7 protein-coding genes and 5 pseudogenes are annotated in these 21,045 nt (G+C 53.9%); 6 read left to right on the top strand and 6 right to left on the bottom strand.

The features are described 5' to 3' along the window. Positions 1 to 10 precede the first annotated feature (10 nt). Positions 11 to 2,092, top strand: a complete 2,082-nt coding sequence (flhA, locus tag WFO64_RS20545; protein WP_337013865.1) for a formate hydrogenlyase transcriptional activator FlhA — start codon at positions 11 to 13, stop codon at positions 2,090 to 2,092. A 253-nt stretch (positions 2,093 to 2,345) separates the two neighbouring features. Here the strand turns inward: flhA and WFO64_RS20540 are convergent. Beyond that, a pseudogene (locus tag WFO64_RS20540) lies at positions 2,346 to 2,504 on the bottom strand (Rpn family recombination-promoting nuclease/putative transposase); the annotation flags it as partial. 262 nt (positions 2,505 to 2,766) lie between these two features. On the opposite strand from WFO64_RS20540, the pseudogene WFO64_RS22635 reads away from it, so the two are divergent. Together WFO64_RS22635 and WFO64_RS20535 are read left to right on the top strand one after the other, a co-directional pair. Further along, positions 2,767 to 2,933, top strand: a pseudogene (locus tag WFO64_RS22635) (peptidase); the annotation flags it as partial. A gap of 367 nt (positions 2,934 to 3,300) precedes the next feature. Further along, positions 3,301 to 4,308 carry a serine hydrolase domain-containing protein gene (locus WFO64_RS20535; protein ID WP_337013864.1) on the top strand — a complete coding sequence of 336 codons (1,008 nt, stop codon included), beginning with the start codon at positions 3,301 to 3,303 and terminating at the stop codon, positions 4,306 to 4,308. Between the two features lie 76 nt (positions 4,309 to 4,384). On the opposite strand, the pseudogene WFO64_RS20530 reads toward WFO64_RS20535, so the two are convergent. Next, a pseudogene (locus WFO64_RS20530) lies at positions 4,385 to 4,538 on the bottom strand (IS5/IS1182 family transposase); the annotation flags it as partial. Positions 4,539 to 4,656: 118 nt separating this feature from the next. Here WFO64_RS20530 and WFO64_RS22630 point away from each other — a divergent pair. The 3 genes and pseudogenes from WFO64_RS22630 to WFO64_RS20520 form a co-directional block, all read left to right on the top strand. Next, positions 4,657 to 4,807: pseudogene (locus WFO64_RS22630) on the top strand (transposase domain-containing protein); the annotation flags it as partial. A 202-nt stretch (positions 4,808 to 5,009) separates the two neighbouring features. Then, the gene (locus tag WFO64_RS20525; protein WP_337013863.1) at positions 5,010 to 6,656 is read left to right on the top strand and encodes a methyl-accepting chemotaxis protein; all 1,647 of its coding nucleotides are present in this window, start codon (positions 5,010 to 5,012) and stop codon (positions 6,654 to 6,656) included. A gap of 334 nt (positions 6,657 to 6,990) precedes the next feature. Then, positions 6,991 to 7,194: a DUF1543 domain-containing protein gene (locus tag WFO64_RS20520; RefSeq protein ID WP_337013862.1), complete on the top strand. Its 204-nt coding sequence runs from the start codon at positions 6,991 to 6,993 to the stop codon at positions 7,192 to 7,194. 248 nt (positions 7,195 to 7,442) lie between these two features. Here the strand turns inward: WFO64_RS20520 and WFO64_RS20515 are convergent, their stop codons facing one another. From WFO64_RS20515 to WFO64_RS20500, 4 genes and pseudogenes are all read right to left on the bottom strand, one after another. Further along, positions 7,443 to 8,465: an alpha/beta hydrolase gene (locus WFO64_RS20515; protein ID WP_442956169.1), complete on the bottom strand. Its 1,023-nt coding sequence runs from the start codon at positions 8,463 to 8,465 to the stop codon at positions 7,443 to 7,445. Between the two features lie 251 nt (positions 8,466 to 8,716). After that, positions 8,717 to 8,962: pseudogene (locus tag WFO64_RS20510) on the bottom strand (integrase core domain-containing protein); the annotation flags it as partial. 186 nt (positions 8,963 to 9,148) lie between these two features. Beyond that, complete coding sequence (locus WFO64_RS20505; protein WP_337013861.1) at positions 9,149 to 13,429, bottom strand: SpvB/TcaC N-terminal domain-containing protein; 4,281 nt, start codon at positions 13,427 to 13,429, stop codon at positions 9,149 to 9,151. Between the two features lie 49 nt (positions 13,430 to 13,478). Beyond that, the gene (locus tag WFO64_RS20500; protein ID WP_337013860.1) at positions 13,479 to 21,011 is read right to left on the bottom strand and encodes a neuraminidase-like domain-containing protein; all 7,533 of its coding nucleotides are present in this window, start codon (positions 21,009 to 21,011) and stop codon (positions 13,479 to 13,481) included. Positions 21,012 to 21,045 lie beyond the last annotated feature (34 nt).

The following is a 21,045-nucleotide window of genomic DNA, read 5'->3' as shown; positions in this document are numbered from 1 at the left end:
GAAAGCAAAAATGTCCTATACGCCGATGAACGATCTTGGGCAGCAGGGGTTATTGGATATTACCCGTACGCTGCTCAAGCAACCTGATCTCAACCAACTCGCCAGCAATCTGACGCAGTGGGTGAAACAGGGCGCGCTGGCCGATCGCGTAAACATCCTGCTTTATCCCCACCCCCTAAACCAGAGAGTGAGCTTTTACGGCAAGGATAAGCACGGCAAGGAACTGCATTATGAAGATGAAGGGGTGCTGGCCAATGGTCCGGTACGCCGGATGCTGTCGCGCCCGGAGCCGCTGGTCTGCAATCAGCAGGAGTTTGATGAAACCTGGCCGCAAATGGCCAGCCTTGACCTGTATGCACCTTTTGGCCGCTATTGTTTGCTGCCGCTGACTTGCGAAGGAAAAATTATTGGCGGCTGCGAGTTTATCCGCGACAGGGCGGAGCCCTGGAGCGAAAAAGAGCTTAACCGGCTTTATACCCTGGCGCAGATAGTGGGCTTGGTGACAGAGCAGATCCAGACCCGACTTAACTCGAGCCACGATCACCAGCTACTGTGCCGGGAACGTGATGATTTTCGCATTCTGGTGGCCGTCACCAATGCCGTGCTGTCGAAGCTGGATCTGGACGAGCTGATAAGCGAGATTGCCTGCGAAATTCATTATCACTTCGCCATTGATTCCATCAGTATTGTGCTAAAAAGCCGCCGCAAGGCGCGACTCACGATCTACTCCACCCATTTTGTTGATGAAGTCGCGCCGATTCACGATCAAAGCGACGTGCTGGAGACAGGCACGCTTTCAGAGCGTGTGTTTAAAAGCGGCGAAATGCTGCTGCTCAACCTCTGCCCCGGCGACAAGCAGGCGCCGTACGAGCAGATGCTGCTGGAGATGTGGGACAACAAACCACAGACACTTTGCCTGCTGCCGTTAAAATTCGGCAACAATATGCTGGGCGTACTGAAGCTCGCCAGATGCAGTGAAAACGGCTTTACACCCGCCAACCTCAAACTGTTGCGCCAGATTGCTGAACGTATCGCCATTGCGGTGGATAACGCACTCGCCTATCAGGAAATAAACTGCCTGAAAGAGAACCTGGTGGATGAAAACCTCTATCTCACTGAGCAAATTAATAACGTTGACAGCGATTTTGGCGAAATTATCGGGCGCGGCGAGGCCATGTCCATCGTGCTTAAGCAGGTTGAGCTGGTCGCCAGCAGCGACAGCACTGTACTGATTCTTGGTGAGACCGGCACCGGTAAGGAGTTAATCGCCAGAGCCATTCATAACCTGAGCGACCGAAACAGCCGCAGGATGGTAAAAATCAACTGCGCCGCTATACCTGCAGGACTTCTGGAGAGCGATTTGTTCGGTCACGAACGGGGGGCTTTTACCGGAGCGAATTCTCTGCGCATCGGACGTTTTGAGCTGGCAGACAAAAGTTCACTGTTCCTCGACGAAGTCGGTGATATGCCGCTGGAGTTCCAGCCTAAGTTGCTGCGCGTGCTCCAGGAGCAGGAGTTTGAGCGCCTCGGCAGCAATAAAGTCCAGAAAGTGAACGTGCGCCTGATTGCTGCCACCAACCGCAACCTGAAAGAAATGGTGGCCAATCGCGAATTTCGTAGCGATCTTTACTATCGGCTGAACATTTTCCCTATTACCCTTCCGCCGCTGCGCGAACGCCCGGAGGATATCCCGTTACTGGTAAAATTCCTTACCTTCAAAATTGCTCGCCGCCTGAACCGCAACATTGACAGCATTCCGGCAGAGGTACTGCGCACCCTGAGCCGAATGGAGTGGCCAGGGAATGTACGCGAACTAGAGAACACTATCGAGCGGGCGGTTTTGCTTACCCGCGGTAATGTACTCCGCGTTTCTTTGTCAGAAATGGATAATCGGCAATTTGTTCCTCACAAATACGTTGCAGCCGACCGGGGTGAATTTCAGGAAGATGAGTATCATCGGATTGTGCGGATTCTTAGAGAAGCAAATGGCGTTATAGCCGGTCCCAGAGGTGCGGCTCAACGTCTGGGGATGAAGCGCACCACGCTTATTTCACGAATGAAAAAATTAGGCATTGATAAAAAGATGGTTTAATTATCATGTTCAGGAATGAACATTCTGTAAAAGAGCAAGGTACTGACCCGTACTCACTGATAATAACCAGCCATAATGTCATCTTGCGGCCTTTTACCATCAGGTCTTAGTGAGCATCTCTAGTGCGGGATGACCTGTGCGTCACCGAATGGTCGGGTACCGACAGCTTTCCCCGATTCCGGGTTACTCCCGGGGTCGGGTAAGGGTAATCAATGGCGGATCTGTGCCAACTCCCCTTCGGTCAGGGCGGCCATCTGCGGTGGCTGGCGATTTCATCATCCGGAATGACGGTCACGTCAACCAGCGGGAAAGCGCTGCTGTAGAGCCTGCCTGCCAGCGCCGGGTCGCCAAACTCATCCAGCCAGCGGGTGGAGTACGGATACGGTCTGCGTTTACCGGTGTAGAAGAGGACAGTGTAGCGGCACACTGAAATTTTCCATTTACCGCCACCGTGTGAGAACAAAATGGCCATCTTTATGAAAGTAACCGCTTTTAGGTTATGAACGTAACCGTCTGAGGTATCATATTTCCCATTTATTTCGTGACGTTATAAAGCGGGTGATCTTTGTTGAACTCTAATTGCTCTTTATATGATCCAGAAAAATGGATCTACTTAGTGGATATGTGGATAACAAGAACTACTATTTCTGAATTTTCTGCACATCGGAGCTGAGATGGCATTTCAAAATCCTGCTCAAAACTTGCAGAACAGCGACTCAATCTGGGTGATTCATTTACGCTATCTCCTCATTCAACATTTATTGGGCGTAGTGATACTAATTATCGCGAAGCCGGAATTGTGAAGGGTTCGGTAACTGTTATTGACCGCGCAATCACACCTCAATTGACCTGCTCCCCATTGATTCAGCGTGCGGCAGGTGAATTCACGCCCCCCCTGGCGTCGTGACTGAACCTGGTAGCGCTCTTTTTCTCAACCCTGAGCGGGGGATCCAACGCCAAACCCACACCAGTGTGCAGGATCTGTAAGCGTCGAACAGGCATTATCTCTCGACTCAAAACCCCCATTCTCGGCCTTTTCGCTGGCGCAAAAAGCCGAGGCTGTCCTGGAAAGCGTCGGCCGTGTAACATATGCCATCGCACGTAACTTATGATCAGTCTTCCTGAAACACTACCCAGGCAATGTTAAATCAACATCATCATGAGCACAGAAACCACACTACTTTTTTGATTACAGAAAACGAGAAATAATGGAAAGTTTAAAGCAGTACTTCAATCTTTTGAAAGCGTCTTTGCCGTCAGAAGGTCCTGGATTTAGTGCGGCAATAATCCGAAGTGGTCAAACGATATTTGAGCTTCATCATGGAATGAGCTCACTGGAACTGAAAGTACCGCTGTCCCGCCATTCTGCATATTATCTGGCGTCAGAATCCAAACAGTTTACAGCTGCATGCGTACTGACGCTTGTACGTGAAGGTCTGATCGGACTGGACGACGACGTTTGTATTTATTTACCTGAGCTATTAAGTTTTGAACAATACTTTCCATTATCCAGCCTCCTTAACCATAGTAGTGGCATACCTGATTACTTTCCTTATCTGCATTGCCAGATTGGACGCCATGAAGGGGACTATTTCAACAACGAAACAATCTTAAAGATTATTACCTCATTAGATTGTCTGGAGTTCAAAACAGCCAGTAAATATGGCTACAGTAATAGTAATTACATACTGCTGGCTGCTCTGGTCGAACGTTTAACAGGAAAGCCGATCAAGCGTTACGCACAGGAGGTGCTGTTCGATCCTTTAGGTATTCAGCAGTTAGCATTTGATGATGATCGCTTTGCAGTCATTGAGCATCGAGTGACAAGTTATGAGCAAGATTCTAATCGCCCTTTTGGATACCGACAAAATCTTGCTAATGCTAACACCGTGGGCGACGGCGGGATCTATGGCAGTATTTCAGACTTGATAAAATGGGAGAAAGAGTGGCATATCCAGCAGGCAAACCCCTCAAGCATACTACAAAGCCTGTTGCAGGGGGCCGCACTAACCGATGGAACATTACCAAACTACCGTTTTGGGCTGGAGGTTACACGAAACGGCAACCAGGATATTGTTTTCCATAGCGGCTGCTTATGGGGATTCAGGACATTAATACTAAGATTTGTGCAAGCTCGCGTTTCTGTTATCCATCTGGCAAATTGCCGACCGGCTCGGCCAGACATGGAACGAATAATTTCTACAGCGCTTGAGTAAGCTTACGTTCTGTTCAAAAATCTTTGCCGTCTATAATGCAGGCTGCAGGCCAGTGAGACCACTGCTGCAGTATCTGCTCGCCAGCTTGCCCTGGCGAACGCGTGCTGCGTAATGGCCCATCGTTGGCGTCGCAGACCAGGTGAATCCTGGTTGTCAGGCCGCTTTGACTGCGCCCCATGGCATGGTCGAGCGGTTCTTTCGGTCCCCTTTTTTCCGGCCCCAGAATTAGCGCCCAGACTTTATCCGGGAGTTCATAACGCTTTGCCATGTGACGCTCTGGCCGGTCATGGCGACGATTCTACCCGCCCGAACTTTTTGTACAGAACCTTTAGCGGGCCGCAGCGTTGTACTCTCACCGGTACCTGTCGACTCAACGACGCAGATCCGTAAGCATGGCTGCGCTACGTGCTGAGTCATATCCAGGACTGGCCGGCGAACCGCATGCATGCCCCTGAAGTGGAAGATCAACACAACATCCTGCAAACCGACAGGTCTGTAAAGTGAGGCCTGCCGGCGGTTATGTTACCGGGTATCTCTCCCCCTCGTATTTCTCAGGCCTAAACTTTGAGTCACCTGCTGTCGATAATGCCAGCAAGGTGACGTTTTCAGGTCACCCGCCGCACATCATAAAACGACAGAAACAATGTGTCTCCGGATGCCGCAGATTTTCTACACTCAGCTTTTTATCAACGGGAACTTAGATGAACAACATCAGAATCGGCGTACGCCTTGGCGCGGCGTTTGGCTTTATCCTTCTTCTTCTGGTCATCATCGCGCTGACCGGCTTCTCCCGTATTCAGTCGCTGGGCGACACGGCCACAACCCTGGCGGGCAGCCGTTATGAGAAGGCATCGGCTGCAACCAGCCTTCGGTACTACTCAATCGACATGACCCGGCTGGTGCGCAACGTCATCATTCTCAACGGTGACACGAGCAGGCAGGCGGGATTTAAAAAAGACTACGACACCGTTCGTACAAAGATGGCCGATGCCATCGACAGGATTGACCGGCTACTCACTACCCCGAAGGGCCGGGAGTTGCTTGCCCTGATGAAAAGCACCGGCAGGGAGTATCAGGCATTTTCAGATGATGTCGTTTCGCTCGCCATGCAGGGCAAGCGGGATGAGGCCGCACAGATGCTTTTCGGGCCGCGCCTCAAGACCCAGAGTGATTACATGAAGGCTATCATTGACATGGTGAAGTTTCAGGAGTCCCAGATGCAGAAAGCCGGAGCATCAGCATTACAGGAGCGGCAAAGCGCTATTATCCTGCTTTCCACACTGAGTGTTGCAGCCGTTCTGCTGGCGATGCTTCTGGCCTGGCTCATTACGCGCAGCATTGTCCGCCCGCTTAATACGGCGCTCAATGCGGCGCAGCGCATAGCTCGTGGAGATTTGAGCGTAACCGTCCCGGTTGCTGGCCGCGATGAGACCGGCAGGCTGCTTGCGGCGGTTGCAGAAATGCAGGACTCGCTGGCGCAGACGGTCAGTACCGTGCGCCGGAACGCTGAGAGCGTTGCCACGGCCAGCCTCCAGATTGCGCAGGGAAATGCTGACCTCTCTCAGCGCACGGAGGAACAGGCCAGCGCGCTGGAAGAGACCGCTGCCACCATGAGCGAGCTCAGCGTGACGGTCAGGAACAACGCCGACAATGCACGTCAGGCGGCACAGCTTGCCGTGAACGTGCGTGAGGTCGCCCGCCAGGGAAATGAGGTCACCGCTGACATCACCGGGACCATGAAGTCCATCGGCGAAAGTTCCGCCCGCATTGCGGACATCACTTCGGTCATTGACAGCATTGCCTTCCAGACCAACATCCTGGCCCTGAATGCGGCTGTTGAGGCGGCCCGGGCAGGTGAGCAGGGGAGGGGCTTTGCCGTGGTGGCCGGGGAGGTGCGCACGCTGGCAGGCCGCAGTGCCAAGGCCGCAGGCGAGATACGTCAGCTGATTGAGGCAAACTCAGCCAGCGTAAGCGCAGGCAGTGCGCTGACTGGCCGTTCCGCGACCACCATGGCGGACATCGTGTCGTCGGTGGGACGGCTGAGCGACACGGTTGAAGAGATTACCGCCTCCAGCGCCGAGCAGGCGCGGGGCATTGAGCAGGTGGGTATCGCCGTTACACAGATGGATGGGGTGACTCAGCAGAATGCCTCGCTGGTTGAGGAGTCAGCGTCAGCTTCGCAGAGCCTGCGCGAACAGGCATCCCTGCTGGTGCAATCGGTGTCGGTGTTCACGCTTAAGGCTGACTCTCGTCCCGATGCAGCCGTCATGCCCGTACATTTGCCGGTCCCTGCAGTCGTGAAGTCTGCGGGGACGGGTAAAGCCGACGGAAACTGGACCACGTTCTGATAAACGGCTGCGTCCTGGCGGTATGCAACGGATCCGCTTTTTTTGTGCCAGTATCACCGGACAATAACCAGGACGCGCCTCAACGAGATGCTGACCCCTTTTTTATCAAACTGTTCGTCAACACGGTTCTGGTGTGGGTGATTTTCGATTTCGTCATACTGACGCTCTAGATTCTGACCGTGAGAAAATGGATGCCTGCCAGACATGGCAGGAAAATAGACATGACGTCATCGCTTTTTTTGCTTGCCGTGGCGGGAGCTGGGATCGTTTACAACGTTTTCGGGTTAACGCACAGCCGTCATGTATGGGGGTTATGACAGAAACGGGAATATGAATGGCACTGTGCGTTTTTTATCTGGGTGGCAACGCCGGAAAGTCAAATACTGGAGTGCATGATATCCCGTTTGTAGTGGCCCGCCATCCTGAAGAAGCCAGGTCGGCACGGCGGAAATCATGGTTTGGGAATGCGTACAATGTCCATATTGAGGGATATGGGAAACCGATGTGGGCCGACGGACACCTAATCACCTTCTGTTAGCATCCACCGAAAAATTGAGTATGCATAACGACGTCCGGCCTCTTCTATTGTGAAACAGATAGCATCGCGGCCTGCTGGTCGCGGACGTTGTCCTCCCGGCGGAACATCCTCAGAATTGAATAGTCTGGTTTGATGGGATAGCAACGGTTGCCAGGCATAGATATGAAGCTGAAAGGTCAACGGGAAAGTTTACAGAGTTCAGAAAAGTAAAAGCCGGGCTGGTCAGCACTCTGACCAGCCCGGTAAAACTATTTCAGATGCTCACGAAGCAGATTCCCGGCCTGAGTCAGTGAAGCCTGAACCTCAGGAACGTCTGCGAGAGCATTAAGCAATCCGTAATCGTGGATCATGCCGTTATAACGTACCTGAATCACGTCCACCCCGGCGGCATTAAGCTTACGTGCGTAGGCTTCACCTTCATCGCGCAGCACATCGTTCTCTGCCGTCTGTACAAGCGCTGGCGGAAGCCCTTTCAACTGCGTTTCTGAAGCGCGAAGCGGTGAAGCGTATATTTCATTGCGCTGCGCATCGCTGGTTGTGTAATTATCCCAGAACCACTTCATCATATTCCGGGTGAGAAAGCGTTTCGTTGCATATTTTTCGTAGGATGCTGTGTCAAATTTTGCGTCGGTAACCGGCCAGAAAAGAACCTGATAACGCAGGTCAGGTCCGTGCTTTTCTTTTGCCATCAGGCTGACGACAGCGGCCATGTTTCCGCCTACGCTGTTTCCTGCGACCGCAAGGCGCTTACCGTCAACACTGATCTCATCGCCATGTTCAGCTACCCATTTTGTTGCCCCGTATGCCTGGTTTATGGCAACCGGATAATGTGCTTCCGGACTTGGCGTATAGTTAACAAAAACGGCAACAGCGCCAGATTTTAGAACCAGGTCACGAACCATGCGCTGATGAGTCGGGAAGTCTCCCAACACCCATCCCCCTCCGTGGAAAAACATAAACGCTGGCAGCACGCCGGACGCATTGTCAGGCCTGACGATAGTCAATTCTACGGGCTTGCCGTCTACCTGAATCGTTTTGTTTGAGGTTGTTACGCCGGAAAGATCAACCTTCACTGAAGACTGTGCTCCGGACAGTACCTTACGGGCTTCTTCTGGCGAAAGTTTCTCGATGGGTTTTCCGTTACCGCTGTTCAGTTGGTCAACAAAAGACTGCGTCGTATGCTCAAGATGAACGTCGTTTGAGGCCGCACCGGCCGTACTCATTGCCAGCAAAATGCTGCTACTGATCAGGGCAGAGGTTATTTTATTCATGACACATCCTTAAGTAATAGTCATATCAAGACAGTAAAAAACATCAGTGAGGGTTCCAGTGATGTCACCTTATTATAGATGGACCTGTCCGTATTGCATGATTTAATAGGGTTTTAATAAGTATGATGAGTTTTTTGGGCGAAAGAAGGGAAATAAAAGAATGGGCCATTGCCAAAAATTAAATGAAATTCATTTATGTATAACTTGTTTGCTACAGCGTAAAAAACGATATCGTTGAACCCGCGCTGAGTCAGACATTCATCCCGAAAGCAACCGTTAAAGCACGCAATAAAAGCGTTCTGCGTCGGCTACCCGGCTGGATAAATTCCAGTTTTACTGCATGCTTCTCTGCCCATTCAGCCAGTGCCAGAGAGATAAATTCCGGACCATTATCCAGGCGAACTATGGCCGGATAGCCGCGGTTTGCCCTTACGGCGAAAATTCAGCTTCGGCAGACAGTAAATACGGTGGATCCTTTTGCGATTCCACGGGTATCCGGACGGTGAAGCATTGTTGCCAGCAGAACAATGGTATCTGTTGGCTGCCTGAAAAACAGGCAGCGCAGGTTTCTTCATCTTCTTTTCGTTAACGCGACAGAACCCTCATGAGTGGTTATCTTCAGGCTGTATTCAGTGAAAACACCGGCAGCCAGGCTGCCGGTGCCGGGTCGTTATTACGGTTGTTTATTCGGCGGTGTCGTTCTCATCCTCGCTGACCACGAACCAGGGTGTGAACAGCGTACGGCGCAGCCAGCCTTTGGCCGTGATAACCTGCCATTCCCGGCCCGATGGATCGTAACAGTGTGTATCGGCGTAAAGATCCTGACGGGCGCTGTCATCGCTGACGTATTTCCAGCTGTTCAGGAAATATGGCTGGTACGTACGGACAGGCTGACCCTTGTTGTCATATTCGGTTCGCCCGGTTACCGCCCAGCGGAAAGTGGTCTCCGCCGTGCCCGGTGCCCCGTCCGCCCCGGTGACCAGTGAACCCTCCTCCGCACGCTGCCAGGCTTCGCCATCCGCCTGGCGGGTGGCCACCTGTAATACCCGGCCAAAACCGTCGCTGAACGCCACTTGCTGCCGGATTTGCTGCGCGTTGTCGCTGTCATAACGGTCGGTGGTCAGTGTGACCACGTGCGGCGGTATTTTGTCCACGCCTTCCTGCATCCAGCTGTCGGCCACGTACACCAGACACTGCGCCACGGGCAGCGGTGCCACCATCGCCAGGGCCGCATCAGCCGTTGTCGGGACATCTGGTGCAGTGGCGCTGTAGCCGGTCGTTGTACCGTTTTCCGTTCCGCAGAACCACAGTGACGTGACCCGTCCCAGCGCATCAAAAAGAGCGGACTGTTGGTTGCCATTGGCATCTGTAACGCTGGTCGGCATCAGGAAGCGCCAGTCATACTGCGCGGTGGTGGTCAGCCCGGCACTATCTTCCAGCCGGATTATCACGCAGTCATGTGCATCACGGGTCACCCGTACAGCGCCGGTGAGAAGAGTGTCACGGAAAGACACCGGCAGCCGGAAGTGCTCAGCGGTGCCATAGGACGCGTACCCCTGACGAACACTCCACAGCTTTTTAGCCGTCTCACCCTCTCGCGGGAACAGATATTCAGCCTGAGAATACCCGGCCCGTGCCAGAAGGTCAGTACTCATGTCACCCGACAGCTTGCTGACGGTATCTTCATCCAGCACGGCGGTTTCTGTAAATGCCTGCAGCGGCGGAAAAGCCGGCGTCCCGTCCATCACGTCGCCCTGAGTGTCCAGGTACCGGATTTGCTGCTGGCCGGCGAAGGTATATGCCTTCCCGGTCCCGACGGGACCGTCGTTATCCAGAAGGGATTCCAGCGTCAGACCGTCGGCCGGTACGGCACTTGCCGTAAGGGTAATGACATCGCTGCGCGAGGCATCCGCCAGCCCCGGCAACCAGACTCCCGCAGCCGCATCCGTCAGGGTATGCCACCGGCTCTGCTGAAGCGTCAGGCGCAGGCTCTGCTGCTGTTCATCAAAGCTGGCAGCGTACAGTCCGTCCGGCAGCGTGTCCGGGTAAGGGTTGTCCTGTGACTGACTGCGCCGGGGGTAGCTGATGTTTATCTGCCTCAGCGGCTGACCATATTCGTCACTGGCAAGAAGCACCTGCTGGCTGCACTGCGGGTCACTGCTGACCCGTTCGTAAGCGTATGCCCGGCTTTCTGCTACGCACGACCAGACGATTGGATACGTTCCTGCGCGCTCAACCATCCGCACCTGTGGCCGGCTTTCCGTGACAGTGTAAACCACCTCTGACTGGCTGCTTTCATCAGCACCATACAGCTCGCTACGCAGCAGCAGGCCTTTCAGCCCCCGGTTCAGCCAGAATGCGGTGGCGTCATCCGGGGTGTATGCCTGCTCACTCTCTCCGCTGCCCGTGGTGAAACGGGGGGTAAATCCGGTAAAGGCAGCCGCATCTCCCTGCCAGTATTCGTCGGCCAGGCGTTCATCAACGGCGGGCAGGCCGGTGGCATACCAGCTGCGGCTGACCGATGGCATGCTGATTTCCGGCGCCGTACCCTGACTGGCCAGGGTGTCGGTGTCGCTGATTTCAACAAGGCCGAAACCCCGGAATTCCCGTTCCCGTCCGTCCCAGGCTCCGTGCCGGTAGCGTACGGTGCTGACCAGGCGGTTGCCGGTGATTTCGTCAGTGACTTCCGTGCGGCACAGCGTGTGCAGCGCGAACGGCAGGTTACTGGCAGGAACGGATTTGCCTGCTGCCACTGCTTCCGCCTTCTCATCCAGCCAGAACTGTGCGGAGCTGCGGTAATGCAGGGCATGGCTCGCCCCCATGTTGTTATTCATCGCAGTCAGCAGCCATGGCTTATTCCCTGACAGGTGGCAGACCCAGCTGCGGGGCACCGGATGTGATACCGTCAGCACCAGGCTGGCCACGCCCAAACCCTGGATATCCGCCAGCTGCAGGCTGCAGGTGCGGTCATAGCGTACGCCGTCCGGCAGGCTCACGCTGAACGGGGCGGCAAAGCTATTACCACTCTGATTGCGGTAAACCAGAAGATGGTCATTGAGGGCATAAATCAGGTCAGTGGTTCCTGACCCGTCGATATCGGCCAGATAAAGCTGCTCAGGATTGAACGAAGCGGCTGGCTGGCCGAAGCCGGAGAGGCTCACCGGCTGACCGAAGCGCCCGTGGCCCAGGTTCGGCCAGTAGCGCACGCCCGCCGCTCGCACCTCCACCAGGTGCTGCTGTCCGCTGCCCGCCATGTCACTAAACGCCACCATCACGTGGGCGTGCGTGCCGGGGACCGGCAGGGTGATACCGGCAGACTGCATCACGGTCTGCGCCCTTTCCCAGCCTTCGCCGGTCCCGCTGTAGAGTCGTACGCTTTTCGGGCCGATAAGCGCCAGGTCTGCCATGCCTGCGCCGGTGATATCGGCCAGCTGCGCGCGCGGATGGGCGTATTCCACCGGCAGGGCGGAGAGAGGGGTGAAGTGCCGCCACTCCCGTTCCGGGGTACGTTCATAACGGCCCGCCACGCCCGGCGCGGTAACCACCCACTCCAGATAACCATCGCCGTTCAGGTCGGCCAGCATGCCGCCATCCCTCAGTGCGGGGATGGCGGGCAGGGGCGTCGCTTTTCCCCAGGTCACCGCATTGGCGTCATTCCCCGCCCGTCTCACCGGTGCACGGTACCACCATGCGCCACCGTCCTGGTACAGGATGCCCGCAATGCCTTCACCATTCAGATCAGCCAGCTGGTAAGGCTGCCACGCGTTCATTTTTTCCAGGTCATCACGCGGCTCCCAGTCTCTGGTGCCGGATTCAGGTCGCGTGAAATCCTGCCAGCCAAACGCCATTGGCGGCAGGCTGCGTACCGTGCCATCCGGCTCATAGGCTATCTGCTGCACGCTTTTCAGCGTGGTGACGGAAGGACTCTCGTGATAATCCAGCAGGAGGCGTGACACCCCTTCAGGCTCGCCCTCGCTCTTTTCATCTCCGGCCAGCGCACTGATGCAGTGAAACATCAGCACCTGACGGCAGAGGCGACGTGTGCGTGTCTCAAATCCGTACTCCCAGCCAGAAAAGCAGTCCTGGCGACATAACCAGCTTCCGCTTCCCGGCGTCAGCCATTGCGGCCGCTCAGCGACTGCCGTACCCCGCTCGCCGTAGTCCATCACCAGGATAAACAGCCAGTCCGTGGCGGCCGGCTGAGCGGCAAGGCCGGGCAGCATGCGGCCGGCCTTTCTGTTACCGTACCAGGCTGCAACAGGGTAGCGCTGCGCTGTGGCAGCCGGGTGGGCCGATATTTCTGTTGCATCGCAGCCGGTTTCATCTTCAGCGCGGTATTGCCAGTATATCTGCTCGCCGGTCAGCGACACCGACGACTCCATCAGCCAGGCGGCAGTCTGCGTGGCATCATCCGGGTTGCTGATGCGGGCCTGAGCATTACGCCCCAGTAAATGTACCTGGCCGTCCGGATCATATATCACCCAAAAGTTCGTCCCCGAGTCACCTTCCTGCGTCCAGAACTCCACCCGGCTAAAGGTGGTTTCCACCCTGGCACGATAGGCGTTTACGGTAAAACGTCCTGCCAAATCTACATCCAGCAGCGTGGTGGCCGTGCGGGTTTCCGGTTCGCCGCTGGCGGTCAGCACCGGCACCAGCACCTCGCCGTCCGGTCCGGTATATTCATCGGTGTCGTCATACGACGGTACACCCCTGACTGTCCGCAGACGAATGGCGGGCAGATTCAGCCCCCACCCCATACCGAACGGCCCGTTGCCGCTGCGGCTGTGATAGCTGAGCGCCAGGGAGGGTGCATATCCTCTTCCGGCACTGATCGGCAACGGGATACTCAGCGTGGCGGCACCATCAGGGCCTGCGGCGGCGATGTCGCCCTTCAGGCCGCTTATTGCACCGCCCCCTCTGGGCAGAGACGGTGCCTCCAGCATTAAACTGTCTGAATTTTGCATAATAAATTCCCCACAGGCTCCCGCACGGGGAGCCTGATAATGGTGATAATCAGCTAGCGATGGTGTAGCGGATATGCAGGATGATATCCGCCAGGCTCAACAGCAGGTCTTTCTGCTTATCGTCAGCACCCGGGAAGCTCAGCGTCAGCACGCCCGAACTGTCCACCGGTATTCCCTCAAACGGCAGCCAGCGCCCGTCGTTAAAGTCCAGCTGGAACTGACCGCTGTCGTTCATTCCGTGCGACACCGCCAGTGCATCACACCCTTTTGCCAGTCCTTTCGGGTCGCTGTAGCTGAGCGCCGCCCGCACATCCTGGTACGGCCCGACCAGCGCTGGCAGGGTGACGCTGATTTGTTTGATGCGCCGGGTGTTACCCAGCGATACCGGGTAGTCATCACCGATGTTCAGTACAGAGAGTGTGAGCCTGGCCTGCAGCTGCTTATCACTGGTCATGGAGAGGCCGTTAGCGTCCGTACCGCTGCTGCCGCTGCCGGCGGTCACCAGTGCGACCACCTGGTCTGAAAGGTTAAAGGACAGGCTGTTACCTTTACTGTCCTTATCGGTCAGCCCGGCATACACTTCCGACAGACAGATCGTGCGCGTCACCTCTTTCTTACGCTGGTCTTTCTGCAGATAATCCTGCTCCATCTGCGCCAGATTCAGCATCAGCTTTTCACCCGCCATCAGACCGGCGTAAGTCCCCTGCCAGGCGCCGGGACGGATGAACGACGTCTCATTACCCAGCGCCCACTGATACGCTTTCTCCGCCATCAGGCAACGGGAAACCGTCAGGTCGTAGAACTGGTAATAAATGGCCGCCAGCTTACCGCGCAGCCAGTTGTACAGCGCCTTGCTGGTGAACTTGTTCTGCAGGAAGGTCATCTGGGCCTGCGTCTGGGCCTGCTGAGTCTCCAGATACGCTTTCTGCAGCACGGCCCCCTCACGACGCACCGACAGCGCATCAAGCTGGGCGTTAATCTGGCTGACTTCAGACTGCGCCGCATTGCGCTGGATTTCCCACTCTTCCCGGCGGCGGCGGTACATCTCAGACTGACTGAGGCGGTCGGCCGACGCCTGTGTTGCCAGGGCGCCCAAATCAGCTATCCCGGCCATGGCAGAAAATGCGGCCCCCCAACGCGAGCCGCCGTCGGCCAGCCCGAAAATATTGGGCGCCAGGTCAAGCCCCCCCGCGGCGGTATGAAAGCCCTGCCCGCCGATGGCCAGACTGGAGGAGGTAAGGAGCAGGTTCATGGCCTGCGTTTCACCCGTATTAACATCTTCCTCATACAGGGCGGCATAGCTGTCAAGTCGCGACTGTGCGCCGCTGAGGCTCTCTTCAAGCGCGGCCTTATCCGCATCAATCTCGCTGATAGTGCTTTTCTGCAGGGTGATGCTCTGCAGCACCAGTTCAGCGCCCTGGGTCTGCAGCAGCTCTGACAGGGCCTCTGCATCCTGGCGCTCGGTGATACCGAGCAGTGTGCTGCCGAACTGAATCAGCTGCCCGACCATGCTCCGTGCACTTTCGACAATAACCGGGAAGCGGTACAGGGGCATGACTGCGGCAGGCAGGTCCCTGCCCCCCTGAGAGCTCATCACCGCCGCGCTGAGCAGCGCCGCCGGGTCAGCCGGCTTCGCGTAAATGGCCAGCGACAATGGATTACCGTCAATCGACAGATTATGACGCAGGTTATACAGGCGCTGGGCCAGCGTCTGCCAGTAGCCCGCCAGCTTCTCGTTCTGCTGTGGCAGGAACAGGCCGGTCAGCGAGTTGGCGGTGCGTAACTCACCGGCGGTAACCTGCTGGCGCACCGCCATCAGTGCTTCATGCATATTCACCTGCGCGGTCTCGTCGGCCGCATCGCTCAGGCGCGGGCTGGCCCAGTCAGTGCCATGAGACAGCCATGGCTCATCGCCCAGAACGTCCAGCGCCTGGACGTACCACATTTTGGCTTCATTGAGGGTGTCCCGCTCCAGCTGGCGGTAGGCTGCGTCCCCGCGGGCAATGAGCAGGTCAAGGTAAGCCATAAAGGTGGCCACCTTGTAATGCAGCGGGTCGGCCTGAGCGACCGCATCCGGGTCCACCGAGTCCAGCGGGTCGGCGTGCCAGCTGGTATCTTCTTCCAGGGGACGTACGTTCCAGGTGTAATTCTGCTTCTCGCCATCGACAAAATAGCCGGCAGGATTCCAGATATACTGCAGCCAACTGGCGGCATCGGTATAGCGGCTTTCGCTGAGCAGGCGCTTAAAGACCATCATCGGGACGTAGTAGAACATCTCCCAGAAATACAGCGCATTGGCACCGCCAAAATCCATCGGTTCGCTGTCCTGACCATTCAGTAGGGAGACACTTAACAGCCCGCGGAACGTTCCCCCATTATTAGTGGGATCAACATGCCAGTTATTATTCTCATCTTTCTGTATGAGAATACTGTTTGTGTCTCCATTCTGATAGTTTGCACCGAAATAAAGATGGTCCGCATTCCCATAGGCTCCTGCGACACGCGGAAGGAAAAAATTCACAGAAACGGGCTGGTTAGCGTCAAGGGTTCCACTGGAAAGAATATAACGATCCTCTTGCTTGAAAACATCACGCATGACTATTTCGAACTCACCGGATGTTCCGTTTGTGGCTTTATCGTAGGGCTTCATCTGAATTTTTACATAAACGCCTTCGCCCAGTTTCGGTTCCTGCAGTTTTTGTGTATCCATTTGCAATATTCTGTCGACGCCCTGCGTGGCGCGGGAAATTAAATTCTTCGCAAACAAAGTATTTAGCCTTGTCCGGTAAACCTTGAACTGAATGTATTGAGCGCCTTCCTCAGTAGTGTGAAGCTGGATGGTTTCATCACTTGAAACAATTTTTTTTACATTTAAATCAATGCGTTGAGTTGCTGTGTTTCTTCGCAGGTCGGTCATTTGCGCTGCAAGCGTTATGTCAGCCTTGCCTTGATCATTAATATAATCCGTAAGGTCAAGGCTCACCGGGAAAAACGAATAACTCATTACCCCAAGGTTAAAGCTGGGTGTGGATGAGCAGAAAGAATCTGCGCTAAATCTGGTTTTTAATTTATCGGGCGAGTCGATGGAAAATATCACGGATGATGGAGAGAAACATGCAAAATTTTTGAATCCCCCAAAGTATCCATTTCCATTTGTTTGGAACTGGTAAATAACGGAATTCCCTATTTCAAAAGAGCATTTGTCTATGTTCTCTAGGGAATCATTGCCACAATCAAACCCCAGGATATAGGTGAAATCATCGACTGATTCCCTGAATGAAAGAGGGTGATTAATACGTGCTACACTGGAATTCATGTGGTCAATCTGTGTAAGGTATCCTTGTATCTCATCGTATACGAGAAAATATGCCTTCAGATTATCGCCAGTCTTAACAAGGATAGCGGCATCAATGTAAGTATCTCTGTCTCTTGCTGGCAGCAACTTATTGCGCTCATCACTATATTGATACACTGCGCCATCAGTAACGCATTTACTTAACAGTAACTTAATCTTGTCACTTAAATCCACCGTCATTGATACATCAATGCGTGGAGAAATACTCAGGTAAGTATGACCCTCGGCTGTATCGTTACATAAGATATCTTCCATAACTATATTGACTTTGAAGATATCATTCGGGTCGTCATATATTATTCTTGTATGAAATGAAAAATCAGAATTGATTTCACTGCAGATTTTTTTAGTGTTTGTTACATCAAGGTTGTTGTTTATTTTTTTTAAAAGGAATTTAATGCTATCTTTTTCTAACGCGAGTGTGGTGTAATCGCTTTCAATCAAAATAATGCTGATTGATTCCTCGTTGTAATTATCTGCATTATCTTTTTTAGGGTAGAAGGCAACGCATAAGTCATCGGAATAATTGAATCCCGCACAGTAAAATGAGTCCGTTCCTGTTTCGCCCTGAAAATAAGAGGTGATATCTATATCATTGAGAGTTTTCCATGAACCATCATAATTAATATGCGCAACTTTCAACAGCCACTTTACAATTGGATTGTTTTTTTCATCTTCCCCTTGCTGCTTTCTTTCAATCCAAACCACATGCAGGCGACTATTCCAGAGTACAGGCCTGACCAGGCTATTTATTGGGTTTATGGGGCATGATATTTCATTCCATTCTTCCCAGGCGTTTGCCGAAAATTTACCATCAATAAATTTGCTGTGTTCTACACTGCGCCAGTAATATTTCGAGGCATTTCCCTGACTACAGCCAATAAACCATGTTATACCCGTATCAACATCGTGATTATCATGATAGCCATTGACCGTTTTCAGGTTAGCAACTTCATCAAATGAAGTAAGATAACGCATAATGCTGTCTTCTACAGTGTCTTTATTTAGCTGAGTCTGGCTGAGCGACTGCAGCATCTCATTCATCATACCTGTCTGCCCGATACGCACCGTCGGATCCACGTAGTTTTCCGGGTAGTACACGAGCTGAGATACCCCGTTCCAGGTGCTGTAGCGTTTGTTGTACATATCCCAGTCGGTAAAAAACTGGCGGGATGCCACCGAATTGTCCACCCCCATTTCCAGCCCGCTCAGTGCACGGTTCACGTAGAGCTGCACGCTGGCAATCGCTTCCGCAATCCGGGTGGTTCTCACCTGCCCCGAGATTTGGTTATCCAGCAGCAGCCAGTCGTACAGTTTGTCACGGTCGGTCACCCAGGATGGCGAGATATTTTTAATCACGTACGCGCTGACCGCCGCGCTGAGAGATTCATCCAGCGAGGCCTCAAGTTGCGCGGTTTGTTGAGTATTCAGCCCGGCCTGCAGGACGTGACTCATCGCATCCCAGTCGTCATACGAAGTGGCCGGAGTAAGCTCAACCAGCGCCGCCACGTTCGCCGGTGTGATGCCGAGCGTTGTGGCCATATCCAGCCATTGCAGGGTGTCCCGCAGCCCGGTCCAGTGGTAAAAGTACGTGTATGAAGAACAGAGATTCAGTGCCTGCGTCAGTGCCTGCTCGTCCAGGGCCAGCGCCGTCGCCACTGTTTTTATCGCAAGATTGTTTTTTTCAGTATCGCCTTTGCCGCTCAGGGAGGTAAGGATTTCTGTGGCATAAGTGCCGCAGCGGGCAAGCAGGGCATGCAGCTGCGTCAGGTCATACAGCGTGCCGATATCATGGCTCAGTACGGTGCCTTTTTCGGTAATTATGGTGGGGTGCGCAACCCCCCATGACAGTTCAGTTGGGGTTAGTCCGGCCATGCGCACAAACAGGATCAGCTGTCCCATTACCTGACAGTATGCCACCAGACTGGATGTCTGAGCGTCCGTCCGGCTGTCATTGTCTGCCAGCGCCAGAAAATCCGCCACCGTCAGTTCCTGTGGCTTCAGTTGGCTCAGCCACTGCAGCACGGCCCCGGCCGTGTCGGCTGAGTCAAGCCCGGTGGCAGCGGCGACAAAGGGGGCCGCTGCGCTTATCAGTGCCGCCTCACCGGCCTTGCTGAGATCCTGGCTGGCAAGGCCGCTGCTTAGTGTGGCAATCAGGTTTTCAATGTCCGCCGTCAGTGTGGTGCTGAAGCGGTCTGTCAGCATCAGATACAGGTCGCTGACGGTCCAGTTCATGTCTTTCAGCCAGCCGGTGTACTGCGAGACAGCGCTGATCAGCCCGGCCAGCTCGGCACCGGACAGCGCATCAATAGCCCGGGCGGCATAGGTCGAAACGGACAGCAACGCCGCCAGCTCCGTTACGCTCAGGCCGTTCACGTCTGCCAGCAGCTTAGTCCGGTACAGACCCGACAGGTTATCAGTCGTGCAGGTAAAGTCTCCCGGCGTGCTGCTCCCCCGAGTCAGCGACCAGAGCGTATACAGCTCCGTATCACTGACGCCAAAAGCATGTTTCATTACCCCTGTGCGGAAAGTGTCAGTCATATCAGCCGGAAGCAGTTTGATGACGGTACCGTCGGCAGAGAACATCTGATTATTCAGCGGTGGGGTATTGAACAGCCGGGTAAATGCGCTGTCCTTGCCGCTATGGGCAGTCTGGCTGATATTGGCCCCTGCCAGCACTATTGCGGCGGAAAAATCGATACCGTAACGCTGTGCATAATAATTGGCCCAGAACAGCTGGCGGAGCACGTCTTCCGTAATGGTCAGGTCATTATTACTGCTTTCGATAACCGTAATAATATCGGACGGGGTGATGCCGGTGGCTTTAAAGAGGCGGATAAGTTTATTAAGCTTTAAAAGAAAAATATTAAAATCATATTGAACGACTGTAAAGTTGACAACAGCACGATGAGAATATCTGCCCTCATTATCATTATAAAAACCAATCCAGAGAAAAATGCCTTTTTCATCAGCGGTTAATTCATGAGTATACGTGTAGACTTTATTAAGTTCTACGCCGCCCTCGATTTTTTCTTCGACAATATCATGCGAGTAACTGCCAGTGCGGGATGAGCCTATCCAGAGGGTGTCATAATCAGACGAGGTCGTGTCGAACGATACATTTATTCTGTACGTGTCATTTTCCAGAGGAATAATCTCCACCCAGGTGGAGTTGCCAGAAATATATGAATAATCCCGTTTTATTAACGTCGCTTTCAGATTGTCTCCATTTTTGATCAGGGAAACAAGCTGGTCATTACGATAATACTGTTTGTCAGGATCTGCATTACTGGATGCATACATTATTCCCAGTATAGATTCAAGTTCCTTCTGGCTCAGTCCATACCAATGACCGATATAAGATAAGTTCTGGAAAGCAGTGGTATCGATATTACCAAAATTCTTTCTAATCAGCTCATCCACATTATCTGCCGAAATTTCCTCAGTAAGAATGCTATGTAGCTCCGGAGATATATCGAACTGAATACCGAGCAGAGAGGCAGCATCCATTTTCGCCGCGACGGCGGGATTATTCTTGAACGCAGCAAACGCCGGGTCCTGTAGCAGAATACTTTGGCGGACCGCCTCATATGGCCGATTGTATGGCGTGGCACCGGTCTGTCTGTAAGTGGCGAGCTTCGCCATCACGCCGTCGTGGTCCCGTTTTTCCTGCGACTGGATATTATTCAGCAGCAGCTCATTTGACAGGGACAGGGTGGACAGCTCGTCGTCCATATTGGTCTGGGACAGGGAAAGTGATGCCAGGTCCGGCCGGCGGGTGTCCAGGTGATACTGCGACGTGTCCGCGTGCAGGCCCCTTGCCTCCCGGTACAGTTCGGTCAGGTACCCTGCCGGCGAGAACATTGACGCCACGGAGCCGGGTTGCACGAAGCGGCCGGCACGCTGTGGGAACAGGTCGTCATAGCTGCGCAGCATCGAAGACTGACGGATGCCCAGACTGACGGCGTTCGTCAGCTGGGGGTTGGCGCGACTGAGAATACGGGATTCAGCCATTCTATTTTTTTTCAGCTCTTTCTGCGCCTGCTGATACAGAAAGTTCTTTTCATCCCAGGTGAGCGCGTCACCTGCGAGTTCTTTTAATTCGGCAAATGAGCGGACCATAATGTCAGGCAGGGTGACCTTTTCGCCGGCGTCAGCCTTCCGGCTGCCGGCTTTTTTACTTCCCCTTGCGTTCAGCTTGTCGAGTATTTCATCGGTGAGATACATGATCTTTTCCTTAATATTGATAAAGGGAGACTAG

The organism is Pantoea sp. AS142, from assembly GCF_037152305.1.
Classification (GTDB): domain Bacteria; phylum Pseudomonadota; class Gammaproteobacteria; order Enterobacterales; family Enterobacteriaceae; genus Pantoea.
This window is presented reverse-complemented; position numbering and strand designations above follow the sequence as displayed.

What these genes read in the sequence shown, in the direction of transcription:
- flhA (WP_337013865.1), top strand. Translation starts at nt 11, where the DNA reads ATGTCCTATACGCCGATGAACGATCTTGGGCAGCAGGGGTTATTGGAT.
- WFO64_RS20535 (WP_337013864.1), top strand. Translation starts at nt 3,301, where the DNA reads ATGGAAAGTTTAAAGCAGTACTTCAATCTTTTGAAAGCGTCTTTGCCG.
- WFO64_RS20525 (WP_337013863.1), top strand. Translation starts at nt 5,010, where the DNA reads ATGAACAACATCAGAATCGGCGTACGCCTTGGCGCGGCGTTTGGCTTT.
- WFO64_RS20520 (WP_337013862.1), top strand. Translation starts at nt 6,991, where the DNA reads ATGGCACTGTGCGTTTTTTATCTGGGTGGCAACGCCGGAAAGTCAAAT.
- WFO64_RS20515 (WP_442956169.1), bottom strand. Translation starts at nt 8,465, where the DNA reads ATGAATAAAATAACCTCTGCCCTGATCAGTAGCAGCATTTTGCTGGCA.
- WFO64_RS20505 (WP_337013861.1), bottom strand. Translation starts at nt 13,429, where the DNA reads ATGCAAAATTCAGACAGTTTAATGCTGGAGGCACCGTCTCTGCCCAGA.
- WFO64_RS20500 (WP_337013860.1), bottom strand. Translation starts at nt 21,011, where the DNA reads ATGTATCTCACCGATGAAATACTCGACAAGCTGAACGCAAGGGGAAGT.